This is a genomic window from Streptomyces barkulensis (genome assembly GCF_002843305.1).
Classification (GTDB): Bacteria; Actinomycetota; Actinomycetes; order Streptomycetales; family Streptomycetaceae; genus Streptomyces; species Streptomyces barkulensis.
Map to the genome: position 1 here is coordinate 15,518 of NZ_PGSG01000032.1, position 16,939 is coordinate 32,456.

13 protein-coding genes are annotated in these 16,939 nt (G+C 72.5%); 11 read left to right on the forward strand and 2 right to left on the reverse strand.

What is annotated here, in order from left to right:
* Positions 1–5 precede the first annotated feature (5 nt).
* From CUT83_RS08240 to CUT83_RS08285, 10 genes are all read left to right on the forward strand, one after another.
* Positions 6–1,253, forward strand: a complete 1,248-nt coding sequence (locus CUT83_RS08240) for an N-acylneuraminate cytidylyltransferase (protein WP_101255235.1) — start codon at positions 6–8, stop codon at positions 1,251–1,253.
* Between the two features lie 2 nt (positions 1,254–1,255).
* Entirely contained in the window at positions 1,256–2,191 is a 936-nt protein-coding gene (locus CUT83_RS08245; protein WP_101255236.1) for an N-acetylneuraminate synthase family protein, read from the forward strand.
* Between the two features lie 262 nt (positions 2,192–2,453).
* On the forward strand, positions 2,454–3,512 hold the full coding sequence (locus CUT83_RS08250; protein WP_101255237.1) for a hypothetical protein: 1,059 nt from the start codon (positions 2,454–2,456) through the stop codon (positions 3,510–3,512).
* A 178-nt stretch (positions 3,513–3,690) separates the two neighbouring features.
* Entirely contained in the window at positions 3,691–4,938 is a 1,248-nt protein-coding gene (locus CUT83_RS08255) for a M20 family metallopeptidase (protein WP_165869637.1), read from the forward strand.
* A gap of 478 nt (positions 4,939–5,416) precedes the next feature.
* Positions 5,417–6,481 carry a BMP family lipoprotein gene (locus tag CUT83_RS08260; RefSeq protein ID WP_101255239.1) on the forward strand — a complete coding sequence of 355 codons (1,065 nt, stop codon included), beginning with the start codon at positions 5,417–5,419 and terminating at the stop codon, positions 6,479–6,481.
* Positions 6,482–6,874: 393 nt separating this feature from the next.
* Positions 6,875–8,401 (forward strand): ABC transporter ATP-binding protein, encoded by a 1,527-nt coding sequence (locus CUT83_RS08265; RefSeq protein ID WP_240958399.1) that lies wholly within the window; start codon positions 6,875–6,877, stop codon positions 8,399–8,401.
* Positions 8,398–9,534: an ABC transporter permease gene (locus CUT83_RS08270; protein ID WP_101255241.1), complete on the forward strand. Its 1,137-nt coding sequence runs from the start codon at positions 8,398–8,400 to the stop codon at positions 9,532–9,534. The genes CUT83_RS08265 and CUT83_RS08270 overlap by 4 nt, the downstream gene beginning before the upstream one ends.
* Positions 9,531–10,796 carry an ABC transporter permease gene (locus tag CUT83_RS30820; protein WP_101255242.1) on the forward strand — a complete coding sequence of 422 codons (1,266 nt, stop codon included), beginning with the start codon at positions 9,531–9,533 and terminating at the stop codon, positions 10,794–10,796. Before CUT83_RS08270 ends, CUT83_RS30820 begins: the two co-directional genes overlap by 4 nt.
* Positions 10,796–11,242, forward strand: coding sequence for a cytidine deaminase (locus CUT83_RS30825; protein ID WP_277347749.1), 447 nt, complete (start codon positions 10,796–10,798; stop codon positions 11,240–11,242). The genes CUT83_RS30820 and CUT83_RS30825 overlap by 1 nt, the downstream gene beginning before the upstream one ends.
* 42 nt (positions 11,243–11,284) lie before the next feature.
* The gene (locus tag CUT83_RS08285; RefSeq protein WP_101255243.1) at positions 11,285–12,562 is read left to right on the forward strand and encodes a thymidine phosphorylase; all 1,278 of its coding nucleotides are present in this window, start codon (positions 11,285–11,287) and stop codon (positions 12,560–12,562) included.
* Positions 12,563–12,661: 99 nt separating this feature from the next.
* On the opposite strand, the gene CUT83_RS08290 is transcribed toward CUT83_RS08285, so the two are convergent.
* Positions 12,662–13,372 (reverse strand): fascin domain-containing protein, encoded by a 711-nt coding sequence (locus CUT83_RS08290; protein ID WP_101255244.1) that lies wholly within the window; start codon positions 13,370–13,372, stop codon positions 12,662–12,664.
* A 351-nt stretch (positions 13,373–13,723) separates the two neighbouring features.
* On the reverse strand, positions 13,724–14,950 hold the full coding sequence (locus CUT83_RS08295) for an MFS transporter (protein ID WP_240958398.1): 1,227 nt from the start codon (positions 14,948–14,950) through the stop codon (positions 13,724–13,726).
* Positions 14,951–16,182: 1,232 nt separating this feature from the next.
* Here CUT83_RS08295 and CUT83_RS08300 point away from each other — a divergent pair.
* Positions 16,183–16,929 (forward strand): transposase family protein, encoded by a 747-nt coding sequence (locus tag CUT83_RS08300; RefSeq protein WP_101254054.1) that lies wholly within the window; start codon positions 16,183–16,185, stop codon positions 16,927–16,929.
* The last annotated feature ends 10 nt before the right edge of the window (positions 16,930–16,939 follow it).

The window sequence follows — 16,939 nt, forward strand, 5'->3', positions numbered from 1 at the left end:
CTCCCATGTCCCCCAGCGCCCCCGGCGCCCCCGGCAGTCCCGTCGTCCTGGCCGTGATCCCCGCCCGCGGCGGATCCAAGGGCGTGCCCGCGAAGAACCTCGCCACCGTCGGGGGAGTGCCGCTGGTGGTGCGCGCGGTGCGGGAGTGCCTGGCGGCGCGGGGCGTGACGCACACGGTCGTCTCCACCGACGACGAGGCCATCGCCGAGGCCGCCCGCGGCGCGGGCGCCGAGGTGGTGCGGCGGCCCGCCGGCATCGCGGGCGACACCGCCACCAGCGAGGCCGCCGTCCTGCACGCCATGGACGTCCACGCCGAGCGGCACGGGCGGGCGGCCGAGGTGGTGCTGCTGGTGCAGTGCACCAGCCCCTTCCTCACCCGCGAGGACGTGGAGGGCGTGGCCGCCGCGGTGGCCGGCGGCGCCGACAGCGCGCTGACCGTCGCCCCCTTCCACGGTTTCGTCTGGCGCGACGGGGACACCGGGGACCTCGGCGGGGACTTTGACGGCGCCGCGGACGGCGGGAACGGCGTCAACCACGACAAGGCGTACCGCCCGCGCCGCCAGGACCGGCCGCAGGACCTGCTGGAGACCGGCGCCGCGTACGCGATGCGCGCCGGCGGCTTCCGCGAGGCCGGGCACCGCTTCTTCGGCCGCACCGAACTGGTGCGCACCGACCCGGCGCGCGTGCTGGAGATCGACGACCCCCACGACCTCGCCCGCGCCCGCGCACTCGCACCGCTGCTCGACGGCGGGACGGACGGGCGCCCCGGCGCGCTTCCGGCCCGCGACGACGTCGACGCGGTCGTACTCGACTTCGACGGCACCCAGACCGACGACCGGGTGTACGTCGACTCCGACGGACGGGAGACGGTCGCGGTCCACCGCGGCGACGGGCTCGGCATCGCCGCCCTGCGCCGCGCCGGACTGCCGCTGCTGATCCTGTCCACGGAGGAGAACCCGGTGGTCGCCGCACGGGCCCGCAAGCTGCGGATCCCCGTGCTCCACGGCGTCGACCGGAAGGACCTCGCCCTCAAGCAGTGGTGCGAGGAGCAGGGCATCGCGCCGGAGCGCGTGCTCTACGTCGGAAACGACGTCAACGACCTGCCGTGCTTCGGCCTGGTCGGCTGGCCCGTTGCCGTGGCCAGTGCCCACGACGTCGTACGCGGCGCAGCCCGCGCGGTCACCTCCACTCCCGGAGGGGCCGGTGCGATCCGCGAGATCGCCTCGTGGATCCTCGGAAAGGAACTGTCTTGAGCATGACCAGCCCCCGCCTCCGTACCCTCGGCGCCAAGACCGTGGGCCCGGGCCACCCGGTCTACGTCACCGGCGAGATCGGCATCAACCACAACGGCGACCTGGAGAACGCGTTCGCCCTGATCGACGCCGCCGCCGACGCCGGCTGCGACGCCGTGAAGTTCCAGAAGCGCACCCCGGAGGTCTGCACCCCGCGCGACCAGTGGGAGATCGAGCGCGACACCCCCTGGGGCCGGATGACCTACATCGACTACCGCCACCGCGTCGAGTTCGACGAGGAGGGCTACCGGGCCATCGACGCCTACTGCAAGAAGAAGGGCGTCGACTGGTTCGCCTCCCCGTGGGACGTGGAGTCCGTCGCCTTCCTGGAGAAGTTCGACGTGCCCTGCTACAAGGTCGCCTCCGCCTCCCTGACCGACGACGAGCTGCTGCGCGCCATGCGCGCCACCGGCCGCACCGTCATCCTCTCCACCGGCATGTCCACGCCGAAGCAGATCCGGCACGCGGTGGAGGTGCTGGGCAGCGAGAACATCGTGCTCTGCCACGCCACCAGCACCTACCCGGCCAAGGCCGAGGAGCTCAACCTGCGGATGATCCACACCCTGCAGGCCGAGTACCCCAACGTGCCGATCGGCTACTCCGGCCACGAGACGGGCCTGCAGACCACGCTGGCCGCCGTCGCGCTGGGCGCCGCCTTCGTCGAGCGCCACATCACCCTGGACCGCGCGATGTGGGGCTCCGACCAGGCCGCCTCCGTCGAGCCGCAGGGGCTGCAGCGCCTGGTGCGCGACATCCGCACCATCGAGGAGTCCCTCGGCGACGGCGTGAAGAAGGTCTACGACAGCGAGATCGGGCCGATGAAGAAGCTGCGCCGGGTCAAGGGCGTCGTGGCCGAGGCCGAGGAGTCCGCCACCGGCCGCGAGCCGGCAGCGGTCTGACGGGAACGACGGGCTGACGGGGCGATCCAAGGTGAGCGCAGGCGCAGTCCCCGGCGGGACCCCGGGCGGGGTCCCGCCGCAGCCGGCCCGCAGGCCGGGCACGCCGGGCACGGCCGAGGCGCGTCGGGGGGCGCGCGTCGGCCGCCTCCCAGGGCGTGCCGGCCGTCCGGGGCGCGCCGGCCGTCCGGCGCGTGCCGGTCATCCGGGGCGTACCGGCCGTCCCGGGCGCCGCTCGGGCACCCTCGCCTTCGTCGAGAGCCCGGTGCAGCTCCTCAACGTCCTGGAGTGGGCCCACACCGCACGGGGCGCGGAGGAGGGGGGCGGCGACCTCACCGTGGTCGTCCTGCCGCCGCGCGAGGCGATGACGCGCGGCCAGCTGCGGCGGATGGCCGAGCTGGCGCGCGACGAGGGGGTCACGGTCCGCTGGGAGGAGGCGCGCGGCGGCGCGGGCGCGCCGCTGAGGACGGTCGCCTCCCTGCTGGGCCCGCTGCGCCGCGCCGCGCGGATCGTGGTGGGCGACCCGTTCTCGCGGTACGTGCAGCTGCTGCTCTCCCTCGCCCGCACCGAGGGAGCCGCACCGGGGGGACAGGCCGCGCCGGGGGGCCCGGGAGGCGTGGTGGTGGTCGACGACGGGACGGCCACCATGGAGTTCGTCACCCAGCTCGCCCGCGGCGAGCGCCTGGTGCGGTGGCACCGCAAGGGCGCGCAGGGAGCGCGCGCCGCGCTCTTCGCGCCCGTCTCCGCCTCCGCCCGCCGCCGGATGACGCCGTCGGCGCACCGGCGGGTCGAGGTGTTCAGTTCGATGCCGGTCGAGGCGCCCGAACACGTGTCGGTCACCCGCAACGACTTCTCCTGGACCCGCGCCCGCTTCGGCCCGCCCGCGCTCACCGGTGGCACCGATCTGGTCGGCACCTCGCTGGTCGAGACCGGTGTGGTGGACCCCGAACGCTATCTGGAGGCCGTCGCCTCCCTGACCCGGGAGCACGGCGCCACCCGCTACTTCGCCCACCGCCGCGAGAGCGCTGAGAAGCTGCACCGGATAGCGGCCGGGACGGGGCTGGAGATCGTACGGCCGGACCTCCCGCTGGAACTGGTGGCCCGCCGCGGCCCCATCGGCCGCACCATCGTGAGCTTCCCCTCCACCGTCGTCCACACCCTCCCGCTCGCCCTGGCCGGCACCGGGGTGACGGTCGCGGTCTGCGACGTGGACCCGGCCTGGCTGACGGAGGGCGCCTCGCCGCGCGCCCGGGGGTTCCTCTCGGGTGTCACCGGCACCGCGCGGGGGGTGCGGCGGCTGCCGTCGGCCCCGCCCGCCTCGTGAACGCGGCGACCGTGTCCCGTCCCACACAGCGGGACGGGGCGAGATGAGCGGAATCGGAGGTCATACCCATTCGCACCAGGCCGTATGCGACCGCTGATTCGTTTTTTCTCCCCTACGGAGGGTGAACTTTCACCGTTCTCTCTGCACACGGCTGTCACCTGGGCTTACCCTCGACAGGGTGAGCCAGTTGTTGTCGCCAGAGTCCAGTATCCGGACCACCGGTGAGACGCCGCTGCCCGGCGCCCTGCCGGAGGCCCTCCGTGCCGAGCTCATCGCCTTCCGCCGGGACCTGCACATGCACCCCGAGCTGGGCCACCAGGAGTTCCGGACCACCGCCGCCATCAGGGAGCGGCTGGAGAAGGCCGGGCTCGCCCCCCGGGTGCTTCCCGGCGGCACGGGACTGATCTGCGACATCCACCCCGGCGGGGCGGACGCCAAGCGCGGTGTGCGCCCGATGCTGGCGCTGCGCGCCGACATCGACGCGCTCCCCATCCCCGACACCAAGACCGTCCCGTACCGCTCGACGGTCCCCGACCGGGCGCACGCCTGCGGCCACGACGTGCACACCACCGCCGTGCTCGGCGCCGGGCTCGTCCTGGCCGGCCTGGCGCGCCGGGGCGAGCTGCCGCACTCGGTGCGGCTGCTGTTCCAGCCCGCCGAGGAGGTGCTGCCGGGCGGCGCGACCGACGCCATCGAGGCCGGGGTGCTGGAGGGGGTGGGCCGGATCGTCGCCGTCCACTGCGACCCCAAGGTCGAGGCCGGGCGCATCGGCCTGCGCGCCGGACCCATCACCTCCGCCTGCGACCGGCTGGAGCTCTCCCTCGACGGCCCCGGCGGCCACACCGCGCGCCCGCACCTGACCACCGACCTGGTCACGGCGGCGGCCAAGATCGTCACCGAGGTCCCGGCGGTGCTCTCCCGCCGCGTGGACACCCGCGCCGGACTCGCCCTGACCTGGGGACGGCTGGAGGCGGGCCACGCCCCCAACGTCATCCCGCAGCACGCCGAGCTGTCCGGCACCATCCGCTGCCTGGACCTGCCCGCCTGGCGGATCGCGCCCGACCTGGTGCACGCGGCGATCGACGAGGTCGCGACGCTGCACCGCGCCAAGTTCGAGCTCGACTACATCCGTGGCGTCCCCCCGGTGGTCAACGAGCGGACCACCGCCGAGCTGCTGCGCGACGCCATGGTCTCCCGGCGCGGCCACGACTCGGTCGAGGACACCGAACAGAGCCTGGGCGGCGAGGACTTCTCCTGGTACCTGGAGCACGTCCCCGGCGCGATGGCCCGCCTCGGAGTGCGCCCGCCGGGCGACCGCTCGCCGCGCGACCTGCACCAGGGCGACTTCGACGTCGACGAGAGCGCCATCACGGCGGGCGTGGAGCTGTTCACGGCCGCCGCCCTGCTGGACGCCGAGCGCGAGTAGGGAACGGGCGCGCAGGGCCGCACGGCGAGGGCCGCACGGCGGGTGCCGGGCGAGGACGTACGCCCAGGGACCGCGGCCCCGCGGGCGGTTACCCGGCCCGGGCCACGTGACCAGTCTCACGCCGCGCCCCGGGCGGCGGCCGCCGGGGCGCACCCGCGCCCCGGCCCTCGCGCTCCAGGGCTCGCCGCCCCCGCCGTCCGGCCTCCGCGACAGGCGGGAAAGCGCAGGTGGGAGACGGCGGGGGCGGAAGGGCGCGGGCCCTTCCGCCCCCGCCTGCGGCCCCGTCCGGCGTCCGGCGCACGCGGTGCCCGCCGCCCCGCGGGACGCCTCCGCGTCACCCTCCACAAGGGTGCGGGCACCACCCGTTAACACCGAACTGATAACGGCTCCGCAAGAGCCCTTTTCCTGGCATCTACGCGCGTTACGATGCGGCGGAAGCCAGCGCCAACGGAGGCGCTTCGAGCGAAGGGAAGTCCTCTTGCGCCGGGTAAGCAAGCTCGCTGCCGCGGTCGGCACCGCCGCGGCCCTCGCCCTCAGCGCCACCGCGTGTGGCAGCACATCCACGGAGTCCGCTTCCTCGGACTCCTCCGACTCCGCCAAGAAGGGCAAGGGCATAGCCCTCGCCTACGACGTCGGCGGCCGCGGCGACCAGTCGTTCAACGACGCCGCCTACAAGGGTTTCGAGAAGGCGAAGAAGGACTTCGGCATCGGCGGCGAGGACGTCGAGCCCTCCGACGGCGAGTCGGACGCCGACAAGGTCCAGCGCCTCACCGACCTGGCCCGCCAGGGCTACAACCCCGTGATCGGTGTGGGCTTCGCCTACGCCAAGCCGATCGAGGAGGTCGCCGAGAAGTTCCCGAAGACCACCTTCGGCCTGATCGACGACAACACCGTCCAGGCGGACAACGTCGCCAACCTCGTCTTCAGCGAGGAGGAGGGCTCCTACCTGGCGGGCGTGGCCGCGGCCAAGGCCACCGAGTCCAAGGTCGTCGGCTTCGTCGGCGGCGTCGAGGTCCCGCTGATCAAGAAGTTCGAGGCGGGCTTCGTCCAGGGCGTGAAGGACACCGACAAGTCCATCGAGGTCAAGACCCAGTACCTGACCCAGCCGCCGAACATGGACGGCTTCTCCAAGCCGGACCTCGGCAAGGAGGCCGCGCGCGGCCAGCTCGACGCCAAGGCCGACGTGATCTACCACGCCGCCGGCCTCGCGGGCCAGGGCGTCATCGAGGCGGTCGCCGCCAAGGACAAGTGGGTCATCGGCGTCGACTCCGACCAGTACTCCCAGAAGACGCTGGCCAAGTACAAGGACAACATCCTGACCTCCATGACCAAGGATGTCTCCGGCGCGGTCTACAACCTGGTCGAGTCCGTCCAGAACGGCGAGCCGATGAGCGGCGAGAGCCGCTTCGACCTGGAGTCCGGCGGTGTGAACCTGTCCGACTCCAACCCGGCCTTCACCGAGATGACCGAACTCCAGGAGGCCGTGAAGAAGGCCAGGGAGGGCATCGTCGGCGGCGAGATCAAGGTCAGCACCGAGTCCTGACCTCCGCCCGACCGATCCGGCCCGGCGCCGGAGCGGAAGCGGGGCCGGACGTCTCCCGGACGTCCGGCCGCCGCCCGCACGGCCCGGCACGGGCCCGGCCGGAGGAGGACCGCACCGCCCGCGGCGGCGGCTCCCCTCCGGCCGGGCCCACCGCACGGAAAACGCTCTACGCGCGTAGTCAACCGTCGAGGCGGTAGCGTCGCCCTCACCCGCACGGCCCGGCGGCCCACCTCCCGGCCACTTCCCCGGTCATCAGCCTCCGCCGTGCTCCCTACGAGCCACTCCTTAGCCCGAGGAGAGTGCACCATCAACGCGTCCAGCAGTCCTCCCGCCGTCGAACTGACCGGGATCACCAAGCGCTTCCCCGGTGTCGTCGCCAACCACGACATCCACATGTCCGTCCGCAAGGGGACCGTGCACGCCATCGTCGGCGAGAACGGCGCGGGCAAGTCGACCCTGATGAAGATCCTCTACGGCATGCAGAAGCCGGACGAGGGCACCATCGCCGTCGACGGCCAGGAGGTCGCCTTCTCCGACCCCGGCGACGCCATCGCCCGCGGCATCGGCATGGTCCACCAGCACTTCATGCTGGCCGACAACCTCACCGTCGCCGAGAACACCGTCCTGGGCAGCGAGAAGCTGTACGGGATCGGCGCGAAGGCCCGCGCCCGGATCAGGGAGATCTCCGAGGCCTACGGCCTGGGCATCCGCCCCGACGCCATGGTGGAGGACCTCGGGGTCGCCGACCGGCAGCGCGTGGAGATCCTCAAGGTCCTCTACCGCGGCGCCCGCATCCTCATCCTCGACGAGCCGACCGCCGTGCTCGTGCCGCAGGAGGTGGACGCGCTCTTCGCCAACCTCCGCGAGCTGAAGGCGGAGGGACTGACCGTCATCTTCATCTCGCACAAGCTGGGCGAGGTGCTCTCGGTCGCCGACGACATCACCGTCATCCGGCGCGGCACCACCGTCGCCTCCGTCACCCCCGGCGACGTCACCGTCAAGCAGCTCGCCGAGCTGATGGTCGGCGCCGAGCTGCCCTCCCCGGAGACCCGCGAGTCCACCGTCACCGAGACCCCCATGCTGAGGGTGAACGACCTCACCCTCACCGGCTACGACCCGGTCGACGGCGCCCGCACCATCCTGGACGGCGTCTCCTTCACCATCCACAAGGGCGAGGTGCTGGGCCTGGCCGGTGTGGAGGGCAACGGCCAGACCGAGCTGATCGAGGCGCTGGTCGGCATGCGCCAGGCCGACGGCGGGACCATCGTCCTCGGCGAGCAGGACGTCACCGGCTGGCCCACCCGCCGCCGCCGCGAGGGCGGCGTCGGCTACATCCCCGAGGACCGCCACCGCCACGGGCTGCTGCTGGAATCCCCCCTGTGGGAGAACCGCATACTCGGGCACGTCACCGAATCCCCCAACAGCAAGGGGCCCTGGCTGGACATCAAGGCCGCCCGCGCCGACACCGAGCGGATCGTCGCCGAGTACGACGTGCGCACCCCCGGCATCGACGTCACCGCGGCCTCTCTGTCCGGCGGCAACCAGCAGAAGCTGATCGTGGGCCGCGAGATGAGCCACGAACCCCGGCTCCTGATCGCCGCCCACCCCACACGCGGCGTGGACGTCGGAGCGCAGGCGCAGATCTGGGACCAGATCCGTACCGCGCGCCGCGCCGGCCTGGCCGTCCTGCTGATCTCCGCCGACCTCGACGAGCTGATCGGCCTGTCCGACACCCTGCGCGTGATGTACCGCGGCCGACTGGTCGCCGAAGCCGACCCCGCCACGATCACCCCTGAGGCCCTGGGCTCCGCCATGACCGGCGCTGCCTCCGGCCGTCTCGACGACGGGGCGGCGCTCGAAACCGCCGCGGCCGCCGACGGGACCGCCGCCACGGGCCGGGACGGGGGAGAGGACCGATGAAGAAGTTCGACAAGGACCGGCTGGTCCTGGCCGTCGGCGGGCCGGTGCTGGCCATCGTCGTCGCCGTGCTGCTGACCTCGGTGGTGCTGGTCGCCTCCGGTCTGAACCCCGTCCAGCCGTACGTGCTGATGGCCGAGTACGCGGTGCACGCCGACATCCAGGTGCTCATCGTCAACCAGGCCGCCACGTACTACCTGGCGGCGCTCGCGGTGGCCGTCGGCTTCCGCATGAACCTGTTCAACATCGGGGTCGACGGGCAGTACCGGCTCGCCGCGATGGCCGCCGCCGTCGTCGGCGCCTCGGTCACCCTGCCCGGCCCCCTGCACATCGTGCTGATCCTGGTCGTCGCGATGCTGGTGGGCGGCTTCTGGGCCGGCATCGCGGGCATCCTGAAGACCACCCGCGGGGTGAGCGAGGTCGTCTCGACGATCATGCTCAACTCCATCGCCACCAGCATCATCGCCTACCTCGTCCTGCCCGCCCAGTTCGGCGAGCAGCGCGGCAACAACCTCACCACCGGGCAGATCCCCCAGTCGGGCTGGTTCCCCGGCATCGACCTGGGCGCGGCCGGCGAGATCTACGGCTTCACCGCCGTCGCCGCCCTGTGCGGCCTGCTGTACTGGCTGGTCCTCAACCGCACCCGGTTCGGCTTCGACCTGCGCGCCACCGGCGCCAGCCCCAGCGCCGCCTCCGCCAGCGGCGTCGACGCCAGACGCATGGTGCTCACCAGCATGCTGATCTCCGGCGCGGTCGCCGGCCTGGCCGGCATGCCCGTCCTGCTCGGCGACGCCCACACCTACAGCCTGGACTTCCCCGCGGGCGTGGGCTTCACCGGCATCACCATCGCCCTGCTCGGCCGCAACCACCCCCTCGGCATAGCCTTCGGAGCGCTGCTCATCGCCTTCCTCGACAAGGCCTCGCCGACGCTCGACTACAACGGCTACGAGAAGGAGATCGCCACGATCATGCAGGGCCTGATCGTGATGGCGGTCGTCATCAGCTACGAGTCCGTGCGCCGCTACGGCCTGCGCCGCCAGCAGCAGAAGGTCGGCGAGGAGCTCGCCGCCGAGGCCGCCGCCGCGGGCGAGGGCGACGGCACCGGTCCGAAGAACCGCAAGGAGGTGTCGGCATGAGCACCGTCCTCGACAAGCGGCCGGCCGCACAGCAGCCGAAGAAGTCCGCCCGCCGCCGGCTGACCCTGGCCGAGTGGATGCTCGTGATCGCGGGCCTGCTGGTGCTCGTCTCCGCCGTGCGGATGATCACCGGGGCCCACGGCATCACCTCCGTCGGACAGACCTCCGCCGCCCTGCGGCTGGCCGTCCCCATCGGACTGGCCGGACTGGGCGGCCTGTGGGCCGAGCGGGCCGGTGTGATCAACATCGGTCTGGAGGGCATGCTGATCCTGGGCACCTGGTTCGGCGCCTGGGCCGGCGTCCAGTGGGGCCCGTGGGCGGGCGTGGTCATGGGCATCGTCGGCGGCGCGCTGGGCGGTCTGCTGCACGCGATCGCCACCGTCACCTTCGGCGTCAACCACATCGTCTCCGGCGTGGCCATCAACATCCTCGCCGTCGGCGCCACCCGCTACCTGTCCAGCTTCACCTTCGCCGAGATGGAGAGCGGCACCAGCAAGCAGTCCCCGCCCATCGAGTCCATAGGCCAGATCACCGTCCCCGGGCTGTCCGACGCGATGGCGACGCTCAACGCCAAGCACTGGTTCGTCGTCTCCGACGTCGCCGGGCTGGTCGGCGGACTGGTCACCAACCTCTCCCTGCTGACGATCGTGGCCGTCGCCATGATCCCGCTCAGCCGCTGGGTGCTGTGGAACACCGGCTTCGGCCTGCGGCTGCGCTCCTGCGGCGAGAACCCGATCGCGGCCGAGAGCCTGGGCGTCAACGTCTACAAGTACAAGTACATCGCCGTGATGATCTCCGGCGGCTTCGCCGGCATGGGCGGCGCGTTCCTCGCCGAGGTCGCCTCCAACATCTACCTGGAGGGCCAGACCGGCGGACGCGGCTACATCGGCCTCGCCGCGATGATCTTCGGCAACTGGATGCCGGGCGGCCTCGCCCTGGGCGCCGGCCTGTTCGGCTACACCGACAGCCTCAACCTGCGCGGCGGCGGCCAGAACGTCCACGCCCTGCTCCTGCTGCTGGCGATCCTGCTGGTCCTGGCCACCGCCTGGGCGATCTACCGGAAGAAGTACCTGACCGGCGCGGTCGCGGCGGTCAGCGGCCTGGTGCTGTTCGTCTGGTACTCCTCGGTGGACGAGGTGCCCAGCCAGTTCGTCAGCGCCGCCCCGTACGTCGCCACGCTGCTGGTGCTGGCCATGTCCGCGCAGCGGCTGCGGATGCCCAAGGCCAACGGGCACGCCTACCGGAAGGGCGAGGGCAAGTAGTGAGCGACTCCCCCGCGACAGGCGCCGGCCGGGCCGACTGGCCGGCGCTGCGGGAACGGGCCCGGGAGCTGATGTCCCGGGCCTACGTCCCGTACTCCAAGTACCCGGTCGGCGCCGCCGCGCTGGTGGACGACGGCCGGATCGTCGGCGGCTGCAACGTGGAGAACGCCTCCTACGGCGTCGGGCTGTGCGCCGAGTGCGGCCTGGTCTCCGAGCTGGCCGCCACCGGCGGCGGCCGGCTGGTGGCCTTCACCTGCTGCGACGGCCGCGGCGAGATCCTCATGCCGTGCGGCCGCTGCCGCCAGCTGCTGTGGGAGCACGGCGGCCCGAACCTGGCGGTCGACACCGCCTCCGGCGTCCGGCCGCTGTCCGACCTCCTGCCGGACGCCTTCGGCCCCGAGCACCTCGCCGAAGCGGACGGCCCCACCGGCTCCACCGGCCCCTGACCCGCGCCCGGCGCACCCGACCCCAAGGAGCGACACCCCCCGATGGACGCCATCTCCGTCATCCGCACCAAGCGCGACCGGGGCCGCCTCGGCGACGCCCAGATCGACTGGGTCATCGACGCCTACACCCGAGGCGAGGTCGCCGACGAGCAGATGTCGGCCCTGGCCATGGCGATCCTGCTCAACGGCATGGAGCGCGAGGAGATCGCCCGCTGGACCGCCGCGATGATCAACAGTGGCGAGCGGATGGACTTCTCCGCCCTGCCCCGCCCCACCGCCGACAAGCACTCCACCGGCGGCGTCGGTGACAAGATCACCCTGCCGCTCGCCCCGCTGGTCGCCGCCTGCGGCGCGGCCGTCCCCCAGCTCTCCGGCCGCGGCCTGGGCCACACCGGTGGGACGCTGGACAAGCTGGAGTCCGTCCCCGGCTGGCGGGCGCTGCTGAGCAACGACGAGATGATGGACGTCCTGCGCTCGGTCGGCGCGGTGATCTGCGCGGCCGGCGACGGACTGGCCCCGGCCGACAAGAAGCTCTACGCCCTGCGCGACGTCACCGGCACCGTCGAGGCGATCCCCCTGATCGCCTCCTCGATCATGTCCAAGAAGATCGCCGAGGGCACCGGCTCACTCGTCCTGGACGTCAAGGTCGGCTCCGGCGCGTTCATGAAGAACCTCGGCGACGCCCGCGAACTGGCCTCCACCATGGTCGGGCTCGGCACCGACCACGGGGTGCGCACCGTCGCCCTGCTCACCGACATGTCCACCCCGCTCGGCCTGACCGCGGGCAACGCCCTGGAGGTCCGCGAGTCGGTCGAGGTCCTGGCCGGCGGCGGCCCGGCCGACGTCGTCGAACTGACGCTGGCGCTGGCCCGCGAGATGCTCGCCGCCGCCGGACTGCCGGACGCCGACCCCGCCAGGGCGCTCGCCGACGGCTCGGCCATGGACCACTGGCGCCGCATGATCGCCGCCCAGGGCGGCGACCCGGACGCGCCCCTGCCCGTCGCCCGCGAGCGGCACACCGTGACGGCCCCCGCCTCCGGCACCCTCACCAAGCTGGACGCGTACGCCGTCGGCGTCGCCGCCTGGCGCCTGGGCGCGGGCCGCGCCCGCAAGGAGGACCCGGTGCAGGCCGGGGCCGGGGTGGAACTGCACGCCAAGCCCGGCGACCGCGTCACCGCAGGCGCCCCGCTGCTGACCCTCCACACCGACACCCCCGAGCGCTTCGACTACGCCCTCGAATCGCTTACCGGCGACGCGATCGAGGTCGCCGGGGGCACCGCCTTCGAGCCCACCCCCCTGATCCTCGACCGCATCGCCTGACACCGGCCCTCACGACCGTAGGCCGTAGGCGGGGCTCACGCGGAGGTGCCCGTACCCCCGGGACGCGGGGTACGGGCACCTTGTCCGTCCGGCCGGGGCTCAGGCGCCCAGGTCGTAGAGGACGAACTCCTCCCAGGAACCGCCGATCTCGGCGGAACGGGCGCGCAGGGCGTACTGGAGCGAGCCGGTGTAGCCGTTCTCCATGGCGACGAACAGGCCGTTCAGCGTGGACTGGAGCGCCCAGCGGTCCAGCTCCGCGTTGTAGTACACGACGAACCGCTCCCAGCCGCCCACACCGGTGGAGCGGGCGCGCAGCAGGTTCTGGGAGCTGCCGGTGAAGTTCTTCTCCACCGCCACATAGAGGTCGTTGGCCAGCGACCTCAGGGCGTAGGTCTCGGTGGTCTCGTCCCACTCGAAGGCGAAGCCCTCCCAGGAGCCGCCGTACTCGGCGGAACGGGCCCGCAGCGCACCGGTGTTGGGAGCCGGGTAGGTCTTCTCGGTCGCGACGAACCGCTCGTTGCGGACCGACTGCATCGCGATGAGGGAGAGCTCGTCCGCGTCCGAGCCCTGCTCGGTGAGGTCCTGCGCGGTGAGGTTCTGCGCGGCGGGGCCCTGGAGGGCGGAGGAGCGCTTGCCGTCCGCCCCGCCGTTCAGGGCGGCCACCTCACCACCCCGGACCACCTCCCAGCCGGCCGGCACGGCGGTCTGCACGGCGGCCGGACGGCCGGTCTGCGGGGCGGCCACGGCCGCCGGGGCGGTCAGCGCGGAGGCCCCCACCAGAGCGCTCAGGGCCAGAAGAACGGAGGTCATGCGTCGCACGGGTCGTCCTCACCTTCGGTGAATCGGTGGTGATTCCGGGGCGGCGGAGAAGCGAATTCGGCGCCTTCGGGCACCTGAGTGTGCCGGAACGCGCGGTTGTCCGCGCGGCGATTTCCCCCCTGCTTTCGCTGCGCCCCCCGGAACCGCGATCGGAACGCCCTCCCCTCGGGCGCTCCCGCGGCTGCCCCGCGCTGATCCACGAGGCGGCGCCAGACTATCGGCGAGCACCTTCCCTCGGCGGGCCCATTCCGTTCATTCTCCGGATCGGAAAGGAATTCCCCCGGGACGACCGATTCCGCAACCCCGGGTTAACGTGGAGGAAGGAATCCGTTCGCCGGATGCCTAAACCGCGGAGACCTTTTGCGGAAGGCCGTCCCGGCCCGGTTCGCGGCGGGCGGCCCACGGCTCGCACAGCAGCACCACGAGCGCCCCGGTGGCGAGTGCTCCGCCGACCAGGACCGCGCCCCTCACCCCGGCCCCGGTGGGCAGCAGCAGACCGCCGGTGAAGGAGCCGCCGGCGATGCCGACGTTGAAGACCGCCGACCCGGCCGCCGAGGCGATCTCGGTGCTGCCGGGCGCCACCTGGAGGATCCTGCTCTGCAGGGAGGTGGTCATCGCGGCCATGGAGAACCCCAGCAGGGCGACCAGGCAGACGGCCGCGGGGCGTGCGCCGCCGGACAGATACAGCCCCCACATCACCGCCGCCAGCAGGGCCACGGCCAGCGCCATGGTGTGCCGGGGGCGGCGGTCCACGAGGGCGCCGGCCGCATAGGTGCCCACGATCCCGGCCACCCCCGACGCCAGCAGTACCGGGGCCACGGCAGACTGCGGGAGGCCGGCCACATCGGTGAGGAAGGCGGTGATGTAGGTGTAGCCGCTGAACACACCCCAGATCACCAGGGCGGTCGTCACCATCAGGACCGCGAACCGGCGGGCACTCGGCTCGGCCCCGACCGAGGCGTGACCGCCCCCCGGAGCCATGGGCGGCAGCAGGGCGGTGACGGTGACGAGGGCGAGCAGGCCGAAGGCGCTCATCACCGTGAAGGGGATCCGCCAGCCGGCCAGCTGGCCCAGCCAGGTGCCAGCCGGTACGCCCACCACAGCGGCCAGGGACAGCCCGGAGAACAGCCCGGCGACCACCTTGCCGCGCACCTCGGGCGGGAACAGTCCGGCGGCGGTGGCCGCGACGATCGACCAGAACACCGCGTGGGTCAGCGCGACCGTGATCCGCGCGGCGAGCAGCACCCAGTAACCCGGGGCCGCCGCCGAGACCAGGTTCGCGGCGACGAAGACGCCCAGCAGCACGATGAGCAGCGCGCGCCGCGGCACTCTGCGGACCAGATGCGTCAGGGGCACCGAGGCCACCGCCACGACCAGGCCGTAGCCGGTCACCAGCAGGCCCACCGCCGACCTCGACACGTCCAGGTCCCCGGCGATGACCGGGAGCAGGCCGACCGGCAGGGTCTCCACCGTGCTCAGGGAGAACAGGGCCACCGCCAGCGCCACGACCACCGCCACGGCGGCCGGGGTGCGCAAAGGGGGCGTGGTCGCGGGCTGCGGTACCGTCACGGGATTTCCTTTCCTGATGCCCGTCCGGGGGACGGCGGAGCCGGACACGGACTCGGGCGGCGCCATTGAACACATGTGCCAGTCCTCGGTGCAAGCGTTTTCCCGTTGAATCTCGGATATCTGCCACCGTGCTCAGGTCCAGCCAGAAAAAAATAAACCGGCCGAAAAGTTTTCGGTCTTTGGAGTGGGTTCTAGTGGTCGCGGGTGCGGGCCTCCGGTGCCGACGCGAACTTCCTCGCACCTGACTCCTGAACGGGTGCGGGTGCGTGCGGGGGTCGGGGCCGGTCCGGGGCGAACATTCCGGACGGCATGATTTACGGCCGTTCCGTGCACCGTCGCCTGGAGCGCCTATTGGCCGCAAATCACGCCCCTGGCCTCCGGCATGGGGAACCCCGGAGTGTCCGGAACGTCCGCCCCTCCCCGTCCCCTCCCGCCGTCGCCCGGCTGCGGGCGGACGGCGGTGCGGTCCGGGCCCCGAGGGCGGTATCGGCCCGTCGCCCGGCTGCGGGTGTGGCGTGGGGGCGAAGACGCTCGCCGCTTCCGTCGGCACCGCTTCCCGGCGGTCTCGTCTCCCGCTTCGCGCGATACAGTCAGCCCTCGGTCCATTGACCTCCCGGAAGCTCCGACCTCGACCAAGGACACCTGTTACCAGTGCGACGCAAGCGCGGCACGCCGGGGGCGCGTAACTCCGGCGGCGTGGCGGCCGTCCGCTGGTTCGCCGGCGTGGCGGCCCTGGCCGTCGTCGTCCTCGCCGGCCTGTATGTGCACCGGGCTGACGAGCGCGGGCAGTCGACGGCTCCCGAGCCTCAGCCGTGTGCCGACGAGACCGTCCGCTGCCACCTGCTCCCCACGGGAGTGTGGGCGGTGATCTACGCACCCCCCGGTGAGGATGGCGCGCCGACCGCTCGCACACCCGGAGAACGGGACGGACTGGTCCTCTGGGATCCGGGAGGGCCCGGGCTGCGTCCACTGGACGCCGTGTCCGCCCGATCGCTTCTTCCTTCCTGGTTGCGCCACCGGGCGGTGGCCACATTCGTCGAGCCCTGGGCTGTTCACGGGGTCAGCGCCGAATGCCTCGAAACCGTCACTGAACGCTTCTCATCCTGTGGTTCGTGGGTGATGGCGGCTGGTGGTCGGGGGGCCGTAACGCGGCAGGGCTCCTGGTCGTTGCGGCTGGTGATCTCACTCGCCAACGTCTCGACACAGGAGCCCTGTTGGTCCCGTATCGTGCCATGCTCGACGTCCCCCACGAAGTCGTGGAGCACGTTTCCTGGCTCATCTACGCCCGAAGGCGTGAGCTGAACTCCCGCTGGCGGAAGCTGGGCTGCTTCCGCCAGGCCCTGCTGGTCCTGGTGCACCTGCGCAAGAACGAGACCCTGGCCCAGGCCGCAGCGGGGTTCGGCATCTCCACCGCCACCGCCGGCCGGTACGTGAGCGAAACGGTCGACCTCCTCGCCGAGCGCGCCCCGAGCCTGCACGAGGCCCTGCGCGAGCTGCCGCCGGAGGGGTTCGTCATCCTCGACGGCACTTTGATCACTACCAACCGCATCGCGGCGGACGAGCCGTACTACTCGCAGAAGCACCGCCGCCACGGGATGAACGTGCAGGTCATCGCCCGCCCGGACGGCACCCCGCTCTGGTTCTCCCGCGCGACACCGGGCCGCACGCACGACCTGACCGCAGCCCGCGCCCACGGTGTGATCCAAGCCTGCCTGTCCCGTCAGCTCCTCGTCCTGGCCGACCGCGCCTACCAGGGCGCCGGCGCGACCGTCCGCACCCCCTACTACGGTCATCGCGACCTGCCCGAGCACTACCAGCAGTACAACCGCGACCACGCCCGGCTGCGCGCCCCGGGCGAACGCGCCTTCGCCCGCCTCAAGCAATGGCGGATCCTCCGCAAGGCCCGGTGCAGCACCAACCGCATCGGTCGCACGGTCGCCGCCGTTCACGCCATCGAGATCGCCTGGCGCTCAGGATGAGAAGCGTTCA